Here is a 24,035-nt window from a genome sequence, read left to right on the forward strand (position 1 = left end):
GCTGCATGAGACACTGTGACGTTTTAATACTAGGCGGTGGAATTATTGGCTGTTCTATTGCTTATTACACTTCAAAATATGGAAGAGACGTAACAATCATTGACAAGGGGGAATTTGTCAGTGGCACGTCTTCACGGTGTGACGGCAACATTTTAGCCATTGATAAAGACCCAGGCTTTGATAGTCAGATGTCGCTAGTAAGTCAAAAATTAGTAACGGAATTAAGTGAAGAATTGGAACATTCGTTTGAATACCGAGCGCCAGGAAGTATTCTTGTCTGTGAGTCAGAGGAGGAAATGGAGGCAGCTCAAAAATGGGTGAATCGTCAAAAAGAAGCTGGCTTACCGTTTCGGATGCTTGATAGACAAGACATAAGAGAAGAATCACCGTTTTTCGCTGATGATTTATTAGGTGGTTTAGAATGTGCAACAGATTCGACTGTAAATCCGTATCTCCTTGCTTTTTCACTTCTTGCAGAAGCGAAAAAATTGGGGGCAAAATCTTTTAAGCATACAGAAGTAAAAGAAATGAGGAGAGCCATAGATGGTTCCTTTATTGTAGAAACGACAAATGGAACGTTTACTGCAAAGCAAATTGTGAACGCAGCGGGAGTATGGGCCCCTAAAATTGGAGAAATGTTGGACCTATCTATACCGATTGAGCCAAGAAAAGGGCATATTATCGTAGCTTCAAGGCAACAACATGTAGGCTCTCGCAAAGTAATGGAATTTGGTTATTTAATTTCTAAGTTTGGTGGGAAACGGAAAGTCGATGCTTTGACTGAAAAATACGGTGTAGCTCTCGTGTTTGAACCAACAGAAAGTCAAAATTTTTTAATTGGTAGTAGTAGAGAATTTGTAGGATTTCATACGAGGATAAACAACGAAGTAATTAAGTGTATTGCGAATCGAGCGATTCGTTTTTATCCGAAAATGGCAGATATGATGGTTATTCGTTCTTACGCTGGCCTGCGTCCATGGACAGAAGATCATTTGCCGATCATTTCACGAGTAGAACATATTCCAAACTATTATATCGCTGCAGGACATGAAGGGGATGGAATTAGTCTCGCAGCAGTTACAGGGAAAGTTATTGAAGAGCTCTTAAACGAAAGAGAAACATCAATTCCGATTGAACCGCTTCGTTTGAATCGTTTTACAGAAAGGGTGTTAAACGGATGAGGTCACAAAGAGTCTTTACGACGATTGATACGCATACAGGTGGAAATCCTACGAGGACGTTAATTAGCGGACTTCCAAAGTTAATAGGAGAGAACATGGCAGAAAAAATGCTTCATATGAAGAAAGAGTATGACTGGATCCGTAAATTGTTAATGAATGAACCGCGCGGTCATGATGTGATGTCTGGGGCGTTATTAACAGATCCGTGTCATCCAGAAGCGGATATAGGTGTCATCTACATAGAGACAGGTGGATATTTACCGATGTGTGGTCACGATACGATCGGTGTATGTACGGCTTTAGTTGAATCAGGTTTAATACCTGTATATGAGCCGATAACTTCTTTGAAATTGGATACACCAGCTGGTCTTGTTGAAGTGGATATTTCTGTTCAAGACGGTAAAGCAAAAGAAGTATCTTTTTGTAATATACCAGCTTTTTTACTAAAGAGTATTTCTGTCCATGTTGAAGGGATTGGAAATGTAGATGTTGATATCGCATATGGCGGAAACTTTTATGCCATTATCGATGGGGAAGCGCTTGGTCTAGAGTTAGTGCCAGAAAATGCTTCTACAATAATTGATAAAGCGATCCAAATAAGAAATACGATTAATGAAAAATTTGAAGTTATTCATCCGCAATATTCATTTATAAAAGGGGTAACACATATTGAATTTTACACAGATCCTACCCATGAAACGGCACATGTAAAAAATACCGTTGTTGTTCCACCGGGAGGAATTGATCGTTCTCCATGTGGTACGGGAACATCTGCGAAGCTAGCTGTATTATACGCTAATAAAAAAATTGCAATGCAAGAAGAATTTGTTCATGAAAGTATTGTTGGCTCGTTATTTAAAGGAAGTGTAATAGATACAACATATGTGGAGAACATTGAAGCTGTAGTAACAAAGATCACTGGTTCAGCTTGGCTAATGGGAATGCATAGATTTTTTTACAATGAAGAGGATCCACTGAAAGAAGGATTTTTGCTAATTCCGCCGATGGAACATGAAACGGAGGAAGTGAAATGAAGATTCAAAAAATGTATATGACAGTAGATGTACACGTAGCTGGTGAAGCGTTTCGTATAATTAAAGACGCACCGTGTAAATACTATCATAGTTTGGAACAACTAAATGAACAAATTTCTGGTGAATTAGCAGAGGAAATGCAGCTTTTATTAAATGAACCACGTGGGTTCATAGGTTTAAACGGATGTGTTGTCGTTCCTTCTATTCATAGTGAAGTTGATGCAGCTGTATTATTTTTTAATCATAAAGGAGCAATTCCTCTTCATTACGGTGGGATTGTCGCGGTAGTAACTATGTTACTTGAAAGTGGACACTTAAAACAAAGCGATTCAAATCAATACAAAATTGAAACGCTATGCGGTGTGTTTTTAGTCCGTGCACATGTAGAAAAGGATGAAGTCGTTTCTGTATCGCTAGAAAGTAAAGTGTGTTACTCAATCGAAGAGAATCTACCACTACATAGTCCTATTGGAAATATACACTACTCTCTCATACAAGCTGATCAAGTATATGCAGTGTTTCAGAAAGAGGAATGTTCTCCGGAAATTTGTATTGAAAACATTTTTGAATTAAAGAACTGGGGGAAAGCTATACTTGAGTCCATGCCAAAGCAGCCACTTATAAAAAGAGTCGTTTTAGTAGATTCTTCCCACATAAAAGAGAATCGTATAAAAACAATTACGTTTCAGGATGACGACTATATTGTGCGTTCGCCTGGATTCGCATCAACAAGTGTTTCGTATATAAGTAGCCTTTCTATAGGTGATGTACGTACGGAAGAACCTTTTATTAATGAGAGTATTTTTAATAGTTTTGTGAAGGTGCAAAAAGTGAATAAGAAAGAGAAAGGATATACATTTACTTTCACAAGCAGAGGGTTTATTACAGGTATGCAAACATTTGTATTAGACCCTACTGATCCATTTCCAGTAGGATTTTTATTAAAATAACGGTTAATACAGTATGTGGAAAAAGTAAATGAAATGTAAGGGAGAGAATATGATGAAAAGTATAAAAGGAGCATTTCCAGTATTAATTACTCCGATGGATGAATTTCAAGAGATTGATTGGAACGGAGTGAAACAGAACGTAAACTATTTTATTGAGCAGAAGGTTGCCGGCATCATTATTAATGGAAGTACGGGAGAATTTGTTAGTTTATCAAAAAAAGAACGATTTAAGATGGTGGAAACGGTATTAAAAGAAGTTGATGGACGCATTCCTGTAATTGTTGGAACTGCTGCAGAGACGACGAAAGAAACGATTGAATATACGAAGCATGCAGAAGCTCATGGCGCAGATTGTGCATTAATTATTAACTCTTATTATTGTAAACCGAAAGAAGAAGAAATCTACTTTCATTTTAAAGAAATCTCAAATGCTGTAAATATACCAATTATGTTATACAATAACCCGTTTACCTCTGGTGTTGACATGAGTATAGAGCTTATGCTTCGAATAGGAAAAGAATGTGAAAATGTTACACATATTAAAGAATCTAGCGGAGATATTCGTAAAGTGAGAGATTTAGTAAGACAAGGAGAGAGTGCTTTTCAAGTCTTTTGCGGATCCGAAGATTTAGTTATGGAATCATATTTAGTTGGTGCTACTGGATGGGTCTCTGTGGCGGGTAATATCGTTCCGGGACTTGTTACAAAAATGTATGAGCATTTTCAAAATGGAGAGTTCGAAAATGCATGGGAGATTAATGATACAATTTTGCCTCTTTGTGAATTCCTAGAAGGGTCAGGGAAATACGTACAAATTGTTAAACGTGCAATGGAGTTACACGGACAAACTGGAGGTCCATCTCGTTATCCAAGATTAGGATTGACACAGGAAGAAGATCAAAAACTTCAACAGATTTTATTACAAATAACGGCTAATTCAGCTGTTTAAACTAAGGAGGAGGGGAAAATATGTTAACGACAAACATGGAGCTAAAATCAAAAGTAAAAGCGTTTTTAAATGAAGAAATCAAATTGTTTATTAATGGTGAATTTGTTCCTTCTATTAGTGGAAAGACGTTTAAAACATATAATCCGGCTACAGAGGATGTTCTTGCGGTAGTGAGTGAGGCGCAAGTGGAAGATATTGATGTAGCGACGAAAGCTGCAAGAGAAGCTTTTGAAACGGGCCCTTGGTCTGAAATGACTACTGCAGAAAGAGCACATCTTATATATAAATTAGCTGATTTAATTGAAGAACATAAAGAAGAATTAGCGCAGCTAGAAGCTTTAGATAATGGGAAACCGTATCAAATTGCGCTTGAAGATGATATTCCAGCGACAGTAGAAAATTACCGGTATTATGCTGGTTGGACTACAAAAATTGTAGGACAAACAATTCCTATTTCAAAAGATTATTTAAATTATACACGTCATGAACCGATTGGGGTTGTTGGTCAAATTATTCCTTGGAATTATCCGTTAGTTATGTCCGCTTGGAAAATGGGTGCTGCTCTTGCGACAGGATGTACGATTGTATTAAAACCAGCAGAGCAAACACCGTTATCTTTACTATATGCTGCAAAGCTTTTTAAAGAGGCGGGATTTCCAAACGGTGTTGTAAATTTTGTTCCAGGTTTCGGACAAGAAGCAGGAGCAGCAATCGTAAACCATCATGATATTAATAAAGTAGCTTTCACAGGTTCGACAGTTACAGGGAAATATATTATGCGTCAATCTGCTGAAACAATTAAACATGTAACGTTAGAACTTGGAGGTAAGTCACCAAATATTATTTTAGAAGATGCCGATTTATCTGAAGCTATTAATGGTGCCTTCCAAGGCATTATGTATAATCATGGTCAAAACTGTAGCGCAGGATCTCGTGTGTTCGTTCATCGGAAACATTATGAAAGAGTAGTAGATGAACTTGTAGAAATGGCGAATAAAGTTAAGCTTGGTGCTGGGATGGAAAAGGATACAGAAATGGGCCCGCTCGTATCTAAAAAACAACAAGAGCGTGTGCTAAAGTATATTGAACAAGGAATGGCTGAAGGAGCAACAGTTGTAGCTGGGGGAGAACGGGCATTTGAAAAAGGTTATTTTGTGCAGCCCACAGTTTTTACAAATGTTACAGATGATATGACAATCGCAAAGGAAGAAATATTTGGACCAGTCGTTGTAGTTATGCCATTTGATTCGACTGAGGAAGTAATTGAAAGAGCGAATAGCTCTTCTTACGGATTAGCAGCAGGTGTATGGACACAAAATATTAAAACTGGACATCAAGTCGCAAATAAATTAAAGGCAGGGACCGTTTGGATTAATGATTATAATTTAGAAAATGCAGCGGCACCATTTGGCGGATATAAACAATCCGGAATTGGGCGCGAATTAGGATCGTATGCACTTGATAACTACACGGAAGTAAAGAGTGTTTGGGTTAATATAAAATAATGATCAAATAGGAAGAGTGAACGGACAACTTGAATGAACGGTGAGGTTGTCCGTTTTATTTTTTAAGCACGCAATAAATAACTCTTTTTCACACAATTATGAGGGGGATTGGGATGGAAAAGTTAGTAGAGTGGTTAGTAGGACAAGTATGGAGTATAGGATTAGTTATTTTTGCGTTAGGAGCAGGCGTGTATTTCACAATTGCTACTCGTTTTTTACAAATTCGGTATTTTAAAGAGATGATCAAACTATTATTTGAAGGAAAGAGCTCAGAGACCGGGATATCTTCATTTCAAGCATTTTGTTTAGCGTTATCGGGCCGGGTCGGAATTGGAAATATTGCTGGTGTAGCGACAGCTATTGCTTTTGGTGGTCCAGGAGCTGTGTTTTGGATGTGGGTGATGGCTCTATTAGGAGCAGCTAGTGCATTCGTTGAGTCAACGCTTGCTCAAGTGTATAAAAGTAAGGTAGGAAATGAATATCGAGGTGGTACACCATATTTTATTGAAAAAGGCTTAAAAATAAAATGGTTTGCCGTCATTGTAGCGGTTGTCGTGACGATTTCATATGGCGTTTTATTGCCAGGGATTCAATCAAGTAGCATTGCGGTTGGATTTGAAAATTCTTCTGGTATTAGTAAATATATGACTGGTGTATTTTTAGTTGTATTGCTGGCAGCGATTATTTTTGGCGGAGTAAAGAGAATTGCTGCTGTTTCTCAAACTCTAGTACCGTTTATGGCAATTGGTTATGTAATTGTTACATGTATCGTTTTAATTGCTAATATAACGGAAATCCCTAATATGTTCACACTTATTTTCTCAAGTGCATTTGGAATCGATGAAATGTTTGGCGGAATTGTTGGGGCAGCCATTGCATGGGGAGTGAAACGAGCTGTATTTTCAAATGTTGCTGGTGTTGGAGAAGCAACGTATAGCTCTGCAGCTGCTGAAGTATCACATCCTGCTAAACAAGGGTTAGTACAAGCATTTTCGGTTTACATCGATACAATTGTTGTATGTACAGCAACAGCTCTTATGGTTTTAATAACAGGGATGTACAATGTCATACCTGAAGGAAAGAGCGCCATTGTGAAAAATATGGGGAATGTTGAAGCAGGGCCAATTTATACACAACAAGCAGTTGAAACTGTTATGACAGGTTTTGGTCCATTATTTATTTCAATCGCAATCTTTTTCTTTGCATTCACAACTCTACTAGCATATTACTATATTGCCGAAACTACACTTACTTACTTGGATCATAAATTGAAATTTAAATGGTTAAAAACGATTTTGAAATTCGGATTTTTAATTATGGTTTACGTCGGTAGTGTGGAATCAGCTTCACTTTTATGGAATCTTGGAGATTTAGGGATAGGCAGTATGGCATGGCTGAATCTTTTAGCGATTTTATTGTTAAGTAAGACGGCATTAAAAGTATTAAAAGATTATGAAACGCAGAAAAAAGAAGGAAAAGATCCAATATTTGACCCTAAAAAAGTAGGGCTTGAAGGTGTTGTATTTTGGGAAGAAAAGTGTAAAGAAGGTGAAAATGAAATTTCTAGAAGAAAAGTACCAGTAGATGATAGTGTGAAATTGTAGCGTTATATATTTTTAAGGTTAAAAAACTGAAAATTCTATCTTTTATGATAATATATCAACAACATGGTTTTATAAATGATGTATTACTTCATTTATAAAGAAGGCATTGGAAATTTTTTAAAACCAATTCCAGAAATCACAGAAACATATCATGCATTTACACAAGCTTGTTTCCAGGAAGGTGTATTAACAAAACGCGAAAAACAGCTCATTGCGTTAGGGATTAGTTACTAAAAAATTAATCACGACAGAAACGATTCCAAATAATAAAAAGGAATTCTTATTTAAAACAACTTCTTTAGGAAAAGAACTGTTTTACTTACATCAGGTGTTGCATGATGAAATTAATAGAGGAGTTATTCGATTTTTAAATAGATATAATCCAAATGAATTAAAGTTGGTTTCTCGTTTCCTAGAAGATACTTTAGAAGCATCGTGGGTAAGGGGCGAACTTAATAAAATAGAAGATAAAAATTTTGAGTAAAAGGAATTGTGCAGAAATTAATTTTAAAGGCCATTGTTTTAAATGGCCTTTTTGTTTTGATTAAAAAATGAGTTTTAAAGTTTTAACATACTAGGTCCTTTGAAAAATACGTTATGACAGTGATTGAATAAAAGAATGTAGCACATTGTTAAAATGGTCAGCTTCTTCTAGAAATGGACAATGACAGCTGTTTTCGAAAATAACGAGTTGAGAGTTATTAATATGTGCGTGTAAATGTTCGCCCGCAGCAACTGGAATTAATTTTTCTTCTCTACCGAAACAAAGTAAAGTTGGTTTTGTAATTGCATTTAATTCTTTCCGATAATCAACAACAGATTGATCGAATAAAATCGCGCTCGCAATAGATGCTGGAACCTTTGTTACCTCCTCAAGCATCCAAGTTGAATCTTCTGTAGAAAGGGGATTTTTAAACATGAGAGGGATAAAACCCTTTAGAAACTCAACTTGATTTGTTTGAACTTCACTCATGAAATGAATAAGTGTTGGGAAATCAAAGGCACCAATAGGGAAATCGGGCCATTTAAAATCTGATGCTAATTCATCAACAATAACAGAACCTTTAATATTTTGTTCTCCAAATTGCTTTATATATTCCCATACAACAAATGCTCCCATTGACCAACCGACTAAGATAACATCTTTTAAAGATAAACTTTCTATAAAAGCATGCACATCATGGGCATAGTTTGTAATTGTATGTCCAGTTTCAATATGGGGAGAGCGCCCGTGACTTCGTAAGTCAATTGAAATCGCACGATATTTTTCACTGAAATAAGGGATTTGTTTATGAAAAAAACGGCTGCTCATCCAGACGCCGTGAATAAAAAGAATGGGCGTACCTTCTCCGCGCTCTTCGTAGTATAAGTTCACACCATTTTCAAGCTTGATAATAGGCATAACGGAAAACCTCCTTTTAATAAATGGACTTTTTATGATTTTATTCTGCTTTTCATGTTTTTTTCCTCTTATATAGGAGAAGTAAGATGTTTTTTTGTGTAAAATAGGGCAGAACCTTTATTTTATTTATAAAAAATGTGTTTAAAATATTGTCATATTTGCTTCTTTAAGATATCCTTTTCATGAAGAGGTGGAAATCATGGAAAAAGTACTAGTTTTCGGGCATAAAAACCCAGACACAGATGCAATTTGTTCTGCAATTGCTTATGCAGAGCTGAAAAAAGAATTAGGAATGAATGCTGAGCCTGTACGTTTAGGTGAAATCAGCGGTGAAACTCAATTTGCGTTAGATCATTTTAAAGTAGAAGGACCGCGTTTTGTTGAAACAGTAGCAAACGAAGTGGACAACGTGATTTTAGTTGACCATAACGAACGTCAACAAAGTGCTAACGATATCGAATCTGTTCGTGTGTTAGAAGTTATCGATCATCACCGTATTGCTAACTTTGAGACAAGCGATCCTTTATACTACCGTTGCGAGCCAGTTGGTTGTACAGCTACAATCTTAAACAAAATGTACAAAGAAAACGGCGTTGCAATTCGTAAAGAAGTTGCAGGTTTAATGTTATCTGCAATTATCTCAGATTCTTTACTATTTAAATCTCCAACTTGCACAGAACAAGACGTAGCTGCAGCTCGTGAATTAGCGGAAATCGCTGGTGTTGACGCGGAAAGCTACGGCTTAGAAATGTTAAAAGCTGGTGCAGATTTAAGCGGTAAAACAATGGAGCAATTAATCTCTCTTGACGCAAAAGAATTCCAAATGGGCGATGCAAAAGTTGAAATCGCACAAGTAAACGCTGTTGATACAAACGACGTTCTTGTACACCAAGCGGAATTAGAAAAAGTAATCTCTGCAGTAGTAGAAGAAAAAGGTTTAGACCTATTCTTATTCGTTGTGACTGATATCTTAACTAACGATTCTGTTGGTCTTGCTATCGGTAAAGCGACACAAGTTGTTGAAAAAGCATACAATGTAACATTAGAAAACAATACAGCAACTTTAAAAGGTGTTGTATCTCGTAAAAAACAAATCGTTCCTGTATTAACAGAAACGTTCCAAACTCTATAAGAGAAGTTTTGGATGAAAAGGAAAGGACAAACAGATATATAGTCTGCTTGTCCTTTTTTGTTTTTAGGAAGCATAAAATTTCGGATATTAAGGTCTGTTATTTTAATGTTTCATTTAGGGAAAATGGAACTTGGGTAGGAAGAAAAGAAAAACCTGATATTTTTATCTGTGAATTAAAAATGCTATGATTTCATTAGTAATTACTATGTCTTAAAAGTAATAATGAAAAAATAAAACAAATTATATATAGGATCGAAAGAGAAAAGAGGGAAAAAGGGAATAATGAAAAGGCTATGCATCATTCCATGTGGAAAAAAGAAAATCTGGGATCAGTATCCTGATAAGGGACCAACAGAAGCAAAGGATGTATACATTAGTCCATTCGGAAAAGCATGCCAAGCATATGCTTCGCAATTTTTTTCACACTGGGTTATTTTATCAGCTAAACATGGATTTTTACTGTCAACTGATATAGTAGAAAAAAACTATGATCTTGCTTTTAATTCGAAAAGTAATGAGATTATTAGTATGGAACAACTAAAAAGACAAATGATTGAAAAGAAATTATTAGACTTTAATGAAATTGTCCTGCTTGCAGGCAAGAAGCATAAAAAAGTAGTGACAAAGTTATATCCGGAAGAAATGATTTCCTATCCGTTAGAAGGCTGTAAAGGAATTGGATATATGCTGCAGAGGTTGAAGTGGGCGGTTGAAAATCATAACGAGATTCAGTAAAAGTTAAAAGAACTCGATTTATCCCGCATTAACGGGCAGTAAGCCCCCGCTGATTAAAGTTTCACTTTATATTGTACATAAGGGTGCTATGTATTGTTAGAAATATAGACTTATAAGGAAAAAAGCTAGATGAGGAGTTAATGGGCGATCCATTTTTTGTTGATGTAAAAGATGTTAATTTCCCAGTGCATACAGCTGAACATGGAATGGGTTAGTGGGAGAGGTAATTATGTTATGTAGATATTGTCAGTCTTTAGTACAACAACCAAAACAAAAGAATATAAGTGGAAAGCACCCAAATTGGGTGCTTCTATTTTTAAGAGAATTTCCATTTAGAACATACTAAACGTTATAGTTTATTACTTGCTTCATAAGGTTTCTTATCTCTTTAACTGGTGGTTTTTTATCGTATACATCAACATATGAAAAATAATAATTTGAATTTCTAACAAGACCTTTTCCAATTTTTGCACTTAGGAAAGGAAATACTTGTCCAGTGTAGTCTTCGAGAGATTTACAATAGTATTTTTCATCCAAATAAATACTATATTTACATGTTAGCTCTACTAGTGGGTTACCTTCAGAATCATATACATTTTTAGATTCAATAATGTCTATTAGTGCAAATCTATCATTAAGATAGACTTTTTTCTTCTTTTCAGGTTTATTAGAAAGAATAAAAGCGAGACCTAGTGCATTAATCAATACGTTTCCTCCTACAAATAAAAAAGATATTAATAAAATATATCGATATATGTTAAATGTAAAGTGGTAAGGCAAATGGTAAAAGATTACTGTAAATATTATTAAGGGATTTCTAGAAGATAAAAAATATTATAGAGTTGGATTTATGCAGAATTTTAAAGAAAATATTCTTGAGTAAATTATAGGGAATTTAGTTGAAGTAGATGTTATTAAAAGTGAATATAAAAGAAATGAATCCCTGCAAGGGAAGTTGCAGGGATTCATAAGGGTATTGTCGAGAATGTCGAACTCGACAAAGTAATCTTAGCATGAATTTCTTGGAAAGAAACCTGGTAAATGTGTCCAAATGAATGTCTAGTATGGGGGCTATAAGAAACCTTTCAGAAAAAGTCAAAGAGACCTACTTCCCGCAGCAGGTCCCTTTAACTAGATAATGTTGATGAGCAATAACCCATCTGGAGTACTTTTATCGTAACAAATGGAAAGGGTTTTGTGTATTGAGAAAAAATTTTAAGCAGACATTTACGGTAGCCATATATATGTCGAATTTTTACGCTTGTGTTCAATTCATAGAGTAATGAAGGAATAAAAAAGACCTGCAAGTAAGAAGCAGGTCGTAAGAAGGGGCTTTAATCCAACAGATTAATTAAACGTTATCAATTGTAATGAATGAAGTCCATAGGTTATATGTTGAGAAACTTTATATGAAAGATATTAACGTTTTGTATTCTTGAAAAAGAGATTGAAAAGAGCTGTGAAAATCTTCCTATACGAGAATAAAGGTCTATATTTATAAAGAGATTCATATTTCCAAGCATCACGATTAGAAACCTTGAGTTGTTTATTCGAAGAGCGAAAAACAATTAGATTATTGTTGCGTTTTATAAATAAACCTCCCTTAATTTGATGTGGATATATTATGGGAATGAATCTGTAATTTGTGTGAGAAATAGTTTAAATGAGAATCTTTTCTTTTCATTATCGTATTGAAATTTCCTTTTCATAAGTATTTGGTCTGTTTTTGAAGTACTGTAACCCATAGAAACCAACTAGTATTCCAATACTTATTAAAATCCAGATGGAAGAGAAAGAGAGAATGATAAGAAAACAGACAATCAAACTTAAAGAAAGAATTTTGTTAAAGAGACCTGGTAATAATTTATATGCTGCAAAGATTCCACAAATGGCATTACAGATAAAGAAAGCATTTGCAATGGCTACAATTTGTTCTACTGTAATGAAATCGTTATAAAGACAGATAAATACAATGGTATGTACGCCGATTAAGAAAAGTAAAGAATAGATTGATACATTCGATTTCGTACGATAGGAAAGTGTATATAATTTCTTTATATATTTTGCTTCGGAAGCGATAAGACGCGAGACCCCGCCAACAACTAATAAATATGTACTCATGCAAAGAACAGTAGTAATAAAAGCGATAAGAGGAACAGCAAACTCTCCAAATAAAGTAGCTAATATGGCTGTTATTCGTAAGTCTTCTTGATGTGAACTAGGAATTACAATCCATTGTGTGGCGCCTGCCACGACAAGACAAACAACCGTTACAGTAAGTGTGCTTATCGTAATTGCTTGTGGGATGGTTTTTTTTCGATTTTTGACATCCATACTGTAATTCCCAATAATCTCCCAACCTACTAAAGCCCAAAAGAGCAATAAAATACTATATCCAAAATCTCCAAAAGAAAAAGATGTTTGAACTAGCTGTTCCGATCGAAAATGAGGGATAGAACGAATTCCACCGCTCAATAAAAGAACGGTTGCAGCTGTTGAAAATACAAATGATATTTTTCCAATAGATGATATATCTAATAATAAAATCAATACACAAAGGCACATTAAAAGAAAACCAATTCCCTCTAATGGAACTTTAAAGTTTGAAAATAAAGCCGCTATATATTGACTGGCTGTCATAAGAACAGCTGTAGGTCCTAGACAACCTGCTATGATAAAGAAAATAGAAGTTAATTGCTTCATAGAAGGTCCAAAAGCTTGATCTACCGCATGTGCAACCCCAGATTCACTAGGAAAGAGAATACTTAACTTACCAAATAAGGAAGCGAATAGAAAACCAATTCCCATAATAAGTAGCCAAGCGATAATGGCATAATCTCCAGTTGTTTTGTAGATCAGTGGAGGAAGTAAAATAATCCCAGACCCTAAAATTGGACCAATAATTAAACCGCTGAGCAGTACTGGTCCTAATTTTTTCTTTCTCATATATGTATACATCTCCTTTTGAAAAATTGTGTTTCTTCTATTGTAATTCGAGTTTATCTATCAGTAAAATAGATATATATGAAGTTATTAATCGGAAATTGCGATGTTAGAATGGAGAGCTTGAGATGGAGATTCGGCATTTAAAAACATTTAAAACAATTGTTGAGTTAGGAGGATATACACGGGCAGCCGACTATTTAGGATATGCACAATCTACTGTAACAGGGCATATTCAAGCAATTGAACAAGAAATGGGACAGCCTTTATTCAATCGATTAGGGAAAAAAATGGTGTTAACAGATGTAGGAAAGCATCTACTGCCTTATGCAAATGAAATGATTGCTTTGTCTGAGAAAGCAAAACAAATCCCAAGTGTGGATAATGAGATTACTGGAAAAATTGTAATTGGTGCCCCAGAATCATTAACAATTTACCGCTTGCCCTCTATTCTTCATGAATATAAAAAGAAGTATCCAAAAGTAAAAATTACATTAAAAGCTTCAACGTGTCGGGAATTGAGAAATGATTTAAAGAGTGGAAATATAGATATTGCTTTCCTCTTAGACACTGAGCGTCATGAAGAGGATTTAAATATTGAGCAACTTGTCATGGAGCAAATGGCATTTGTTTTTCCAAAAGATTACACTGTGACACAAACAGATTCGCAAGATGTCCAATTTTCTCAAGAGGAAACGTTTTTGTATACGGAACGTGGTTGCAGTTATCGAGCATTTTTTGAGCATTATTTACAAAGACAAGGCATTCAGCATGAAAGTACATTTGAATTTTGGAGCATTGAGGCGATAAAGCAATGTGTCATGTGCGGATTAGGAATTTCTTTATTACCAATTATTACGGTTGGGCAAGAGCAGAAAGACAAGAAACTACAAGCTGTTATTTTAAATGAAGCAAAGTTTGCAACACAACTTGTATATCATAAAAATAAATGGTTTTCTCCAGCTTTACATGAGTTTTTAATGATTATTCGTAAGCATGTGAAGGGATGGAGAGAAGTAGAGAGTACAGTAACTTTTAACTAATGATATAATATTAATAGATGAAAGACTAAGAAAAGCAGGTGAATCTTTTTTGTTTACAAAAGCACAAGAACTTTTAGCTTCCTATTTTGGCTACTCGTCATTCCGTAGAGGGCAGGATGAAACAATTAAAAATGTATTGGCTGGAAAAGATACAGTTTGTATTATGCCAACAGGCGGTGGCAAATCAATTTGTTATCAAATTCCAGCACTAGTATTTGAGGGGACGACATTAGTTATCTCACCTTTGATCTCACTTATGAAAGATCAAGTAGATACATTAGTACAAAACGGGATTTCAGCTACATATATTAATAGTTCTATTTCAATTACAGAAGCAAATCAACGAATCCAATTAGCGAAACAAGGTCATTATAAGTTGTTATATGTGGCGCCGGAGCGTCTTGATTCAATGGAATTTGTAGATCAATTAATTGATATGAAGATACCGATGATCGCAATTGACGAAGCCCATTGTATTTCGCAGTGGGGGCATGATTTTCGTCCAAGTTATTTACATATACATCGTATATTGGACTATCTTCCAGAAAAACCACTTGTACTTGCGTTAACTGCGACTGCAACACCACAAGTGCGTGAAGATATTTGTCGTACGCTAGAAATTGATCAAAAGAATACAATTATGACAACGTTTGAACGGGAAAATTTATCGTTCTCAGTAATCAAAGGACAGGACCGAAATGCATATTTAGCGGATTATATTCGTCAAAATAAAAAGGAATCTGGAATTATTTATGCAGCGACAAGAAAAGTTGTTGATCAGTTGTATGAAGATTTATATAAAGCAGGCGTTTCAGTTGCACGTTATCATGCTGGAATGAATGATCATGATCGAAATGAACAGCAAGAGCGATTTTTACGTGATGAAGTGAGTGTTATGGTAGCGACATCTGCATTTGGTATGGGGATAGATAAATCAAACATTCGTTATGTGATTCATTATCAACTCCCGAAAAATATGGAAAGTTATTATCAAGAAGCAGGACGTGCTGGTCGTGATGGATTAGATAGTGAATGTATTTTGTTATATTCTTCTCAGGATGTACAAGTGCAGCGTTTTTTAATTGATCAATCTACTGGGGAATCACGTTTCTCAAATGAACTTGAAAAACTGCAACATATGACAGATTACTGCCATACAGAACAATGTTTACAATCATTTATTTTAGAGTACTTTGGAGAAGAGCCAAAAGAAGATTGTGGACGCTGCGGGAATTGTACGGATGAACGTGAGAGCGTCGACGTTACGAGAGAATCACAAATGGTCTTATCGTGTATGATTCGAACAAACCAGCGATTTGGAAAGCAAATGATTGCACAAGTATTAACGGGATCAAAAAATAAAAAAGTAATTGAATTTAATTTTCATACATTACCAACTTACGGTCTTTTATCGAACCGTAGCGTAAAAGAAGTAAGTGAGTTTATTGAGTTTTTAATTTCAGAAGAATTAATTGCGGTGGAACACGGGACGTATCCAACCTTAAAAGTAACAGCCAAAGGGAAAGAAGTATTACTCGGAAATGAAAATGTGTTACGGAAAGAAAGAGTAGAAACAAGACAGATTGTAGGGGACCATCCACTGTTTGAGATATTACGTGAAGTGCGGAAAGAAATTGCACAAGGAGAAGGCGTACCACCGTTTGTTATTTTCTCTGATCAAACGTTAAAAGATATGTGTGCGAAAATGCCACAAAGTGAAACTGAGTTACTACAAGTAAAAGGGATTGGGGAGCATAAACTTGCGAAGTATGGTTCTCACTTCTTACAAGCAGTTATTCATTTTATGGAACAAAACCCAGATTACGCTGAAACGATGAAAACAGAAGTTGTTACGGAACGAAAAAAATCTGGAAAAGCATCAGCAAATTCTCACTTAGAAACGTATGAAATGTATAAACAGGGAACCGAGTTAATTACAATTGCCAAAGAACGAGACTTATCACGCCAAACTGTCGAAAACCACTTAATTCGTTGTTATGAAGAAGGTATGGAAGTAGATTGGCCAAGTTTCGTTCCAGCAGAATACGAATCTCTTATTGAATCAGCAGTACAACATGCCGAAGGCGGATTAAAATCTATTAAAGAACAACTTCCAGATGAAGTGAGTTACTTTATGATTCGTGCTTATTTACAAATAAGAAAATAGAGAAGTATTAAGGGGACAGGGAAATGCACTATGTTTTTGTTTATGGCACTTTAAGAAAACAACAAGCAAATGCCCATTATTTACATGGGGCAACATGTATAGCTGAAGAAGCATGGACTCATGGGAAACTATTTGATACAAATGAAGGTTATCCTGCAATGATTCTTTCGAGTGATAATAAGGTATATGGAGAAGTATATGAAGTAAGTGATGAGATTTTAAAAAAGTTAGATGAACTTGAAGAATATACAGGTAATCCAGAAAAAGATTTATATGATCGGATTACACAGACCATCTATTTTGGGGATAGAAGTATAGGGGCATATGTCTATATTGCACAAAATGACGGGATGTTACAGAGACTAATAATTACTGGTGATTGGGCGAGTTATCGAAATTGAATCGATAAGGGAAGTAAGGAATTATCCCGTATACATGCATCGTTGCAATTCTTTAGAAACCAATTCTAGTTCATCAGAAATCGATAAATTTATATCAAAAACGCCATTCTTTCTGTATATTTCTACAAAAAGAATAGCGTTTTTTCATTATGTGGATAGAAGTTTATCCCGCATTAACGGGCAGTAAGACCCCCACCTCAAAATTCAGCGAAAGCATTGTCCAGCTCTAGCGGCTAGAATCTCCGGTCGTTTCGCCCTCTCGGACGAGGCAAAAAGCGCCTCTCTGTCGGGGGCTCCAACGTCCTGCGATTCTGAGCGAGCCGCTTACGCTTTTCTAAAGAAGTTAGGTGGGGGATCAACTGCCCGTAAAAGCCCGATTCGTTCAACTAATAATCAGTGGGGGATGAAGACAACCCCCACTGATTAAAGTTTCACTTTATATTATCTTGATAGTGATGGGGCGAGACTCCATTATGTTAAATCGATAATATAATGATACAATTGACAAAATACGCGATATTGTTATAATAGTACACTGTTATATAGGTAACAAAATATTGTTTTTTTTAGCGAGAAGGGTGTGTGATTATGAAACAACATAATGAAAAAATGAGTGGAAAAGATCAAAAAATTAAAGTTGAACGTGTACAAACTGGCATTAGAATGGAAAAAAGAATGGTAAAAGTTTTGAAAGCGATGGCAGAGTATCATGATATTTCACTAGGCGTTCTTCTTGAAAGAATAGTTCTTCATGCTTTTGAAAACAAACCTGTATTTAGCCAAGAGAGTCTTGAAAAGGTTAAAGCTATAAAAGAAGTTTATGATATGGATTATGGTTTAGAAATCAGCCGTAGGTGGAATGATTCGGAAAATTAGAGTGATTATTTTTAAGTGCATTATCATCTAGATTTCTTGAAAACAATCCGTGAAATAAAGAAGCTAAATAAAATTATCAGGAGCGATATGAAATGAAATTTAGTACATTAACAATATTCGACAATTACCCCGATCAATTATCCCGAACTTCTAGACAATTCTATAATGAGGTATTGGAGCAAGCCATTCGGGCTGAAGAAATGAATTTTGACGGAGTATGGTTTACAGAACATCATTTCTCAGATTTTGGTATTAATCCCTCTCCAGCAGTTCTGCTCGCTGCGGTATCTCAAAGGAGCTGCGGTATCTCAAAGGACGAATAGAATTCGCCTTGGTGTGGGTGTTTCAGTACTTCCATTACACAACCCTATACGAGTTGCTGAAGATTATGCGATGGTTGATCTTTTATCAAATGGAAGATTAGATTTGGGGTTAGGTAGTGGATATGCACAGAAGGAATTTGATGGTTATAATATTTCATTGGAGGACAAAACTGAGCGTTTTAACGAATCTCTAGAAGTGTTACGTAAGGCGTGGTCAGGTAAGCCTTTTTCCCATCAAGGAAAGTTTTTTCAATACAATGATCTTAAACTTAATGTCCAGCCAATACAAGCTCCGTTTCCACCTCACTGGATTGCAACCTCTAGTGAAAAAGGTGTTAGTCATGTTGCTAGTATGGGAAGCAATTTCATGGGCCTTGGGTTTAGTAAATCACGGGATGAATTAGCAAAGCTGATTGATACATACAAAAATATGTATCTGAAATCAGGATACGGTAATCCAGAAGAGTTGGAAATCCCTGTTGCATTTCATGTTCATGTTGGTGAAACATATGTAGATGCTGAATCCAATGCAAAAGATCCTTATCAACTATTTATGAATACTCCGCGTGGGACGAATATCTCATATGAAGACCTTAAACATAAATTCAATCCAGTAATAGGAAGTCCTGATGAAGTTATTAAACAAATTCAGTCCTACAGGGAAATAGGTGTTACGAATTTTATGGCAGTAATGAATTTTGGTGGATTAGAACATCATAAAGTGCTTTCATCCTTAGACTTATTTGGCAAGTATGTAGTTCCAGTATGTAAGTGAAAAATTGATAGGACCAATTACACTTCAAAAAAGATGGTTTTATTTACTCCGACTGGGAATTAATAGCTTAATAAGTGAATTTAGCATATAAATTTCATATTTGATGGCGATGGGATTTTATTTATGCCTTTATCTATTTTATCAATGAACATTTTTGTACGAATGTTTATCGTATAAAAGAAAAAAATTAAATAATGAATAGTGAAAAAAGGCGGGATTTTTTCTTGTATTCTTATATTTTAGAAAATTCCAGCTCGAACTATTGACTTTATAAATGTATTTTTTATACAATTGTATCTCGACTGAAAAATTCGAACGGACAGGAGGGAATCAGCATTATGAGTACTATATTTGAAGAAGAATTACAGCGGATGAAAAAAACTTTATCTACAATGGATGAACAACTAGACAAATTGGAAAAAATTCCAGTTTACTATGGCGAGGATTTTAAAGAACAAATACTTGAAAGTATGAGGGAGTCAAATCGGCAAAACCTACGTATTGGTGTGCAAGAACCATACTTTGGGCGATTAGATTTTCAGGAGGATGGACAGCCAGAACCAAACCCGATTTATATTGGTAAAGTAGGTGTTTCTGATGAAGAAACGATGAAACCAATTGTTATTGACTGGCGCGCACCTGTTGCTAGTATGTTTTATTCATTTACTGGTGGTGAAGAACCGGCTTTTTATCATTCACCAGATGGCTTAGTAGAGGGCGATGTGTATTTAAAAAGGAACATTGCTATTCGCAAAAGAGAACTGGAACGTGTTGTTGATACATATGTAAAAGGAAGTGAAGATGTATCTCTTGCAGATGATTTTCTTCTATATCGATTAGGTGAAAACAAGGATAATAAATTAAAAGATATCGTTTCGACGATACAATCTGAACAAAATGACATTATTCGTGCAGAGAAAAACATGCCATTATTAATTCAAGGGGTTGCAGGAAGCGGAAAAACAACAATCGCTTTACATCGCCTTGCTTTTTTAATTTATGAATATCGCGAGCAGCTAGAGGCAGAGAGAATGATTGTATTTGCTCCAAACAGTTTGTTTTTAGATTATATTTCTAGTGTACTTCCTGAACTTGGTGTAGGAAATATTAGGCAAACAACATTTCAAGATTGGGCGCTAAATACATTAGATGATGCGGTGAAATTGAAAGATACTGACGAAAAGTTGAAAGAAGCTTTTTCGATAAATCGCGATGATAAAAAGGTTATGCTCGGTAAATTAAAAGGAACGATGAAATTTAAGTCATTTATTGAAGAAAATATTGTTCAATTTGAAAAGAATTTATTACCAACAAAAGATTTTGAGGCATGGGATAAAGCATCTATTACAGTAGAAGAAATTAGAAAATGGATGCAAGTGGAATATAAGCACTATCCATTAAGGAAGCGTAGAGAAAGATTAGTCGGCCGAATAAAGCGCTGGATTGAGATTGAACTTAAAAAGTTTGAAGGAACAAATGAGAAAAAAGCATTAAAAAAAGAAGCTACAAAGAGATTAAATGCCTATATGAAATTTTGGCCTAAAATGAGCCCGGTATCATTTTATAGTTCGATGATGAAGCAAAAAGAAATATTGGAAGTTTTACCTGAAGAACTTGTTCAGGAAACAGAAAAAAATTGTCGTAAAAAAGAAGTGTATGTAGAAGATTTAGCACCTCTTATTCATATTCACCATCGATTAGCAGGTATCGAAATCGGGCAAAAATTCCACCATGTTGTTATAGATGAAGCACAAGATTTTTCACCATTCCAAATTTATATATTAAAAGAAATTACAATGGGTAACTCGTTTACGATTTTAGGTGATTTATCGCAAGCAATATATGATTATCAAGGGATTGAAGACTGGAATGACTTTAAAGAAGTATTTCAAGAAACCGGTTATTATGAACTGACGAGGAGTTATCGTTCTACAAAAGAAATTATTGAATTTGCAAATGAAGTCATTAAAAATGCTGAAATTCCAGTAGGGCTCGCAACCCCTGTTTTCCGTAGTGGTGAGAAAGTAAAGGTTATTTCTACGGACAATCAATTTGCCGCAATTGTAAAGACTCTACAACATATGCAGAGTGAAAATGTGAAGACGATTGCTGTTATAGGAAGAACAGATGATGAATGTCGTGATATATATGAAAAGTTAACAGCTACAGGAATCACTGCTAACGTCATCGAAGCAAACCAAAGTAAATATGAGGGTGGTATTTCAGTTGTACCTGTGTATTTAGCAAAAGGGCTAGAATTTGATGCGGTACTTCTTATCGATGTTGATGAAGTACATTATAAAGGTACAAAGCATGATGCGAAACTATTATACGTTGGCTGCACGAGATCTCTCCATGATTTACGGATTTTCTATTCTGGGGAAGCATCACCTTTAATTCAAGGAATACAAGAAGAGTTTTATGAAAGTAAATAATAGATGTTTCAAGAGGATTTTCAAGTAATGGGGTAGCACCCCATCGTCATCAACCTAACGAAATTAAATACCCCCAAAACGAAAATTTTCTTTCTCTACAGTTAGTTCTTTTGAGAATGCAGCGTATTTTTTAGTTTTAGAGAATAATGAATTTCTTAACTTAACGGCTATGAGTGCTATCTCCTATAGTGAATATTTTTTTAAGCGGTTCAGGAACAAACATAGGCTGTGGAGAAGAATTTCTCCACAGCCTAAACTTCTTAATAGGAGCAGTTTTTAGTATGTCTTGAGTAAAAACTTTGATCTCTTTATGTATAAACTCTGATGAAATACGATTCCTGATTTGTTTCCTCCACAATCCATTCTGCCATCATATAAAGTAAAAAAGAGATAAGAACACTGTATGAAGTATAATTTCTCTCCTCGAATATATATTCTTGGCCCACGTAACCGGCTACTAAAAGAATTACCTTCTTCAACCGTTTTCCTTTAAAATATCCCATTCATTATAAACATTAATTTTTTCTAGAATAATTGAATTTAAATAACGGATTATCGACATTAAATTATGTAATTTTGCATAATGTTACATAAATTCGGCATTTTCTCTTTTTTTTGACAAGAATAGACAGTATACTTTTTACAAGTTTAATATTTCAGAAAATTATACGAGGTGAAAAACATGAAAAATAAAAAAACATTAGCTACAGTTGCATTAACAACAGGATTAGCTTTAACAACTGTAACACCATATGGACTAGGTCATGCGGAGGAAACAGATCAACTACAAGTTCAAATGCAAGAGGATTCGTTTCGTACAGGTGAACTTACACGACCATCACAAAAGGCACCAGAAAATGTAGTAAAAGATGCTCTTAAGGAGAAGACAGAGCAAGCTTTGTCTCCAAAACAAGTTAATGGAGAAACGGGAGTAGATTATAAGGTTCTTCAAAAGCGTGGTTCTTATGATGGAACTACACTTGTGCGTATGCAACAAACATATGAAGGAAAAGAAGTATATGGGCATCAATTGACTGCACACGTAGATAAAAAGGGTGTTATTAAAAGTGTTTCAGGAGATAGCGCGCAAAATTTAAAACAAGAAGATTTAAAGAAGCCTATTAATCTATCACAAGAAGAAGCGAAACAATATATTTATACGAAGTACGGTAATGATATCAAGTTTATTTCTGAGCCAGAAGTAAAGGAAGTTATTTTTGTTGATGAAAATAATGGACAAGCCAGCAATGCATACCAAGTTACATTTGCTGCTGCAACACCAAACTATGTATCTGGAACCTATTTAGTGAATGCTCATAATGGTGATATGTTAAAAAATATGGTACAAGAATCAGATTTAAAAGCAAGTGAAAAGCTTGTTGGAGCCTTAAAGGAAAGTAGAAAAAGCAATCTTACATCATTAACTGGAACAGGAAAAGATGATTTAGGTATATCTCGTACATTTGGTATTTCTAAACAAAGTAATGGGAAATATGCACTTGCTGATTACACTAGAGGGCAAGGAATTGAAACGTATGATGTGAATTACAGAGATATTACTAAAGAGGAAAGCTATTACCCTGGTACACTAGCAACTAGCACTTCAACAACATTTAATGATCCAAAAGCGGTAAGTGCTCATTTCTTAGCAACAAAGGTATATGATTTTTATAAAGATAAATACAAGCGTAATAGTTTTGATAATAAGGGACAAAAAGTAGTTTCAGTTGTACATGCCTGGGATTCTGAAGATACAAATGATCCGAAGAATTGGCAGAACGCATTAAGTGCTAATAATGGTAGCATGCTTGTATATGGAGATCCTATTGTAAAGGCATTTGACGTAGCAGGACATGAATTTACACATGCGGTTACATCTAGCGAATCTAATCTTGAATATTCCGGAGAATCTGGTGCGATTAACGAGGCGTTATCTGATATTATGGGAACAGCTATTGAGAAATATATAAACAAGGGGAAATTTAACTGGACAATGGGAGAACAAACTGGATCAGTTTTCCGTGATATGGCAAATCCATCTTCAGTTCCTTCTTCAACTGGAGTACCGTATCCAGATGATTATAGTGAATTTAACGATTTTAATGGATGGGATAATGGAGGTGTTCATTTCAACTCAAGTATTATTAATAAAGTTGCGTATTTAATTGCAAAAGGTGGCACTCATAACGGTGTAACTGTAAAAGGTATTGGCGAGGATAAAATGTTTGATATTTTCCATTATGCAAACACTGATGAATTAAACATGACTTCTGGTTTCTCCGAATTGAGATCGGCATGCCTTCGAGTTGCAGCAAATAAATATGGGGCGAACTCAACTGAGGTTCAAGCAGTTCAAAAAGCTTTTGATGCAGCAAAAATTAAGTAAGAAATATAGTTCTTATCCGTATTGATGGACTCAACACATAATGGTTGTATAAGCAAGAGGATAAGCCAGGTTCTGCTATTGTTTCGACAACATTATGGAAAGTTAGATAGTACCTTAGGTACTATCTAGCTTTTTACAGAATAAAATGTCGGAAAATTTGTTTTTTTGTTATAATATTAATATAATAGGATGAA

General features: G+C 35.2%; 19 protein-coding genes and 1 pseudogene. 17 read left to right on the plus strand and 3 right to left on the minus strand.

Annotated elements, in window-relative coordinates; translation table 11 throughout:
• Window positions 1-5: 5 nt before the first annotated feature.
• The 7 genes and pseudogenes from MHH71_RS02055 to MHH71_RS02085 form a co-directional block, all read left to right on the plus strand.
• Window positions 6-1,181: an NAD(P)/FAD-dependent oxidoreductase gene (locus MHH71_RS02055; protein WP_033798918.1), complete on the plus strand. Its 1,176-nt coding sequence runs from the start codon at window positions 6-8 to the stop codon at window positions 1,179-1,181.
• The gene (locus MHH71_RS02060; RefSeq protein ID WP_018780638.1) at window positions 1,178-2,215 is read left to right on the plus strand and encodes a proline racemase family protein; all 1,038 of its coding nucleotides are present in this window, start codon (window positions 1,178-1,180) and stop codon (window positions 2,213-2,215) included. Before MHH71_RS02055 ends, MHH71_RS02060 begins: the two co-directional genes overlap by 4 nt.
• The gene (locus tag MHH71_RS02065) at window positions 2,212-3,165 is read left to right on the plus strand and encodes a proline racemase family protein (protein WP_033798917.1); all 954 of its coding nucleotides are present in this window, start codon (window positions 2,212-2,214) and stop codon (window positions 3,163-3,165) included. The genes MHH71_RS02060 and MHH71_RS02065 overlap by 4 nt, the downstream gene beginning before the upstream one ends.
• Before the next feature lie 52 nt (window positions 3,166-3,217).
• Window positions 3,218-4,114: a 4-hydroxy-tetrahydrodipicolinate synthase gene (dapA, locus tag MHH71_RS02070; RefSeq protein WP_033796206.1), complete on the plus strand. Its 897-nt coding sequence runs from the start codon at window positions 3,218-3,220 to the stop codon at window positions 4,112-4,114.
• A 20-nt stretch (window positions 4,115-4,134) separates the two neighbouring features.
• A complete protein-coding gene (locus MHH71_RS02075; protein ID WP_006095054.1) occupies window positions 4,135-5,619 on the plus strand; it encodes an aldehyde dehydrogenase family protein in 1,485 nt (494 codons plus the stop codon).
• 113 nt (window positions 5,620-5,732) lie between these two features.
• Window positions 5,733-7,223, plus strand: a complete 1,491-nt coding sequence (locus MHH71_RS02080) for an alanine/glycine:cation symporter family protein (protein WP_018780634.1) — start codon at window positions 5,733-5,735, stop codon at window positions 7,221-7,223.
• A 44-nt stretch (window positions 7,224-7,267) separates the two neighbouring features.
• Window positions 7,268-7,451 (plus strand): annotated as a pseudogene (locus tag MHH71_RS02085) (carboxymuconolactone decarboxylase family protein); the annotation flags it as partial.
• A gap of 367 nt (window positions 7,452-7,818) precedes the next feature.
• On the opposite strand, the gene MHH71_RS02090 reads toward MHH71_RS02085, so the two are convergent.
• Entirely contained in the window at window positions 7,819-8,625 is an 807-nt protein-coding gene (locus MHH71_RS02090) for an alpha/beta fold hydrolase (protein WP_006095051.1), read from the minus strand.
• Window positions 8,626-8,824: 199 nt separating this feature from the next.
• Between MHH71_RS02090 and ppaC the strand changes: the two genes are divergently transcribed.
• The gene (gene ppaC / locus MHH71_RS02095) at window positions 8,825-9,757 is read left to right on the plus strand and encodes a manganese-dependent inorganic pyrophosphatase (RefSeq protein WP_003198092.1); all 933 of its coding nucleotides are present in this window, start codon (window positions 8,825-8,827) and stop codon (window positions 9,755-9,757) included.
• Between the two features lie 282 nt (window positions 9,758-10,039).
• Window positions 10,040-10,492: a DUF6884 domain-containing protein gene (locus MHH71_RS02100; RefSeq protein WP_006095049.1), complete on the plus strand. Its 453-nt coding sequence runs from the start codon at window positions 10,040-10,042 to the stop codon at window positions 10,490-10,492.
• Between the two features lie 342 nt (window positions 10,493-10,834).
• Here MHH71_RS02100 and MHH71_RS02105 read toward each other — a convergent pair whose 3' ends face one another.
• Window positions 10,835-11,197, minus strand: a complete 363-nt coding sequence (locus tag MHH71_RS02105) for a hypothetical protein (protein ID WP_006095048.1) — start codon at window positions 11,195-11,197, stop codon at window positions 10,835-10,837.
• 978 nt (window positions 11,198-12,175) lie between these two features.
• Entirely contained in the window at window positions 12,176-13,438 is a 1,263-nt protein-coding gene (locus MHH71_RS02110; protein WP_033796208.1) for an APC family permease, read from the minus strand.
• A gap of 125 nt (window positions 13,439-13,563) precedes the next feature.
• On the opposite strand from MHH71_RS02110, the gene MHH71_RS02115 reads away from it, so the two are divergent.
• The 8 genes from MHH71_RS02115 (at window position 13,564) to MHH71_RS02150 (ending at window position 23,841) form a co-directional block, all read left to right on the plus strand.
• Entirely contained in the window at window positions 13,564-14,478 is a 915-nt protein-coding gene (locus MHH71_RS02115; protein WP_006095047.1) for a LysR family transcriptional regulator, read from the plus strand.
• 49 nt (window positions 14,479-14,527) lie between these two features.
• Window positions 14,528-16,645, plus strand: coding sequence for a DNA helicase RecQ (gene recQ / locus MHH71_RS02120; protein WP_006095046.1), 2,118 nt, complete (start codon window positions 14,528-14,530; stop codon window positions 16,643-16,645).
• Between the two features lie 23 nt (window positions 16,646-16,668).
• Window positions 16,669-17,046, plus strand: coding sequence for a gamma-glutamylcyclotransferase family protein (locus MHH71_RS02125; RefSeq protein WP_006095045.1), 378 nt, complete (start codon window positions 16,669-16,671; stop codon window positions 17,044-17,046).
• 588 nt (window positions 17,047-17,634) lie between these two features.
• Window positions 17,635-17,922, plus strand: a complete 288-nt coding sequence (locus MHH71_RS02130) for a hypothetical protein (protein WP_003197969.1) — start codon at window positions 17,635-17,637, stop codon at window positions 17,920-17,922.
• A 92-nt stretch (window positions 17,923-18,014) separates the two neighbouring features.
• On the plus strand, window positions 18,015-18,245 hold the full coding sequence (locus MHH71_RS02135) for an LLM class flavin-dependent oxidoreductase (RefSeq protein WP_240516947.1): 231 nt from the start codon (window positions 18,015-18,017) through the stop codon (window positions 18,243-18,245).
• A 13-nt stretch (window positions 18,246-18,258) separates the two neighbouring features.
• Window positions 18,259-19,020, plus strand: coding sequence for an LLM class flavin-dependent oxidoreductase (locus tag MHH71_RS02140; RefSeq protein ID WP_006095040.1), 762 nt, complete (start codon window positions 18,259-18,261; stop codon window positions 19,018-19,020).
• 338 nt (window positions 19,021-19,358) lie between these two features.
• Entirely contained in the window at window positions 19,359-21,455 is a 2,097-nt protein-coding gene (locus MHH71_RS02145; protein WP_006095041.1) for a HelD family protein, read from the plus strand.
• Window positions 21,456-22,137: 682 nt separating this feature from the next.
• The gene (locus tag MHH71_RS02150) at window positions 22,138-23,841 is read left to right on the plus strand and encodes a M4 family metallopeptidase (protein WP_018765651.1); all 1,704 of its coding nucleotides are present in this window, start codon (window positions 22,138-22,140) and stop codon (window positions 23,839-23,841) included.
• Window positions 23,842-24,035 lie beyond the last annotated feature (194 nt).

Source organism: Bacillus sp. FSL H8-0534, from assembly GCF_038005885.1.
GTDB classification, from domain to species: domain Bacteria; phylum Bacillota; class Bacilli; order Bacillales; family Bacillaceae_G; genus Bacillus_A; species Bacillus_A pseudomycoides.

Bases quoted from the DNA above. Each gene is read 5' to 3' on its own strand.
- MHH71_RS02055 (WP_033798918.1), top strand. From the start codon at position 6: ATGAGACACTGTGACGTTTTAATACTAGGCGGTGGAATTATTGGCTGT.
- MHH71_RS02060 (WP_018780638.1), top strand. From the start codon at position 1,178: ATGAGGTCACAAAGAGTCTTTACGACGATTGATACGCATACAGGTGGA.
- MHH71_RS02065 (WP_033798917.1), top strand. From the start codon at position 2,212: ATGAAGATTCAAAAAATGTATATGACAGTAGATGTACACGTAGCTGGT.
- dapA (WP_033796206.1), top strand. From the start codon at position 3,218: ATGAAAAGTATAAAAGGAGCATTTCCAGTATTAATTACTCCGATGGAT.
- MHH71_RS02075 (WP_006095054.1), top strand. From the start codon at position 4,135: ATGTTAACGACAAACATGGAGCTAAAATCAAAAGTAAAAGCGTTTTTA.
- MHH71_RS02080 (WP_018780634.1), top strand. From the start codon at position 5,733: ATGGAAAAGTTAGTAGAGTGGTTAGTAGGACAAGTATGGAGTATAGGA.
- MHH71_RS02090 (WP_006095051.1), bottom strand. From the start codon at position 8,625: ATGCCTATTATCAAGCTTGAAAATGGTGTGAACTTATACTACGAAGAG.
- ppaC (WP_003198092.1), top strand. From the start codon at position 8,825: ATGGAAAAAGTACTAGTTTTCGGGCATAAAAACCCAGACACAGATGCA.
- MHH71_RS02100 (WP_006095049.1), top strand. From the start codon at position 10,040: ATGAAAAGGCTATGCATCATTCCATGTGGAAAAAAGAAAATCTGGGAT.
- MHH71_RS02110 (WP_033796208.1), bottom strand. From the start codon at position 13,438: ATGAGAAAGAAAAAATTAGGACCAGTACTGCTCAGCGGTTTAATTATT.
- MHH71_RS02115 (WP_006095047.1), top strand. From the start codon at position 13,564: ATGGAGATTCGGCATTTAAAAACATTTAAAACAATTGTTGAGTTAGGA.
- MHH71_RS02125 (WP_006095045.1), top strand. From the start codon at position 16,669: ATGCACTATGTTTTTGTTTATGGCACTTTAAGAAAACAACAAGCAAAT.
- MHH71_RS02130 (WP_003197969.1), top strand. From the start codon at position 17,635: ATGAAACAACATAATGAAAAAATGAGTGGAAAAGATCAAAAAATTAAA.
- MHH71_RS02135 (WP_240516947.1), top strand. From the start codon at position 18,015: ATGAAATTTAGTACATTAACAATATTCGACAATTACCCCGATCAATTA.
- MHH71_RS02145 (WP_006095041.1), top strand. From the start codon at position 19,359: ATGAGTACTATATTTGAAGAAGAATTACAGCGGATGAAAAAAACTTTA.
- MHH71_RS02150 (WP_018765651.1), top strand. From the start codon at position 22,138: ATGAAAAATAAAAAAACATTAGCTACAGTTGCATTAACAACAGGATTA.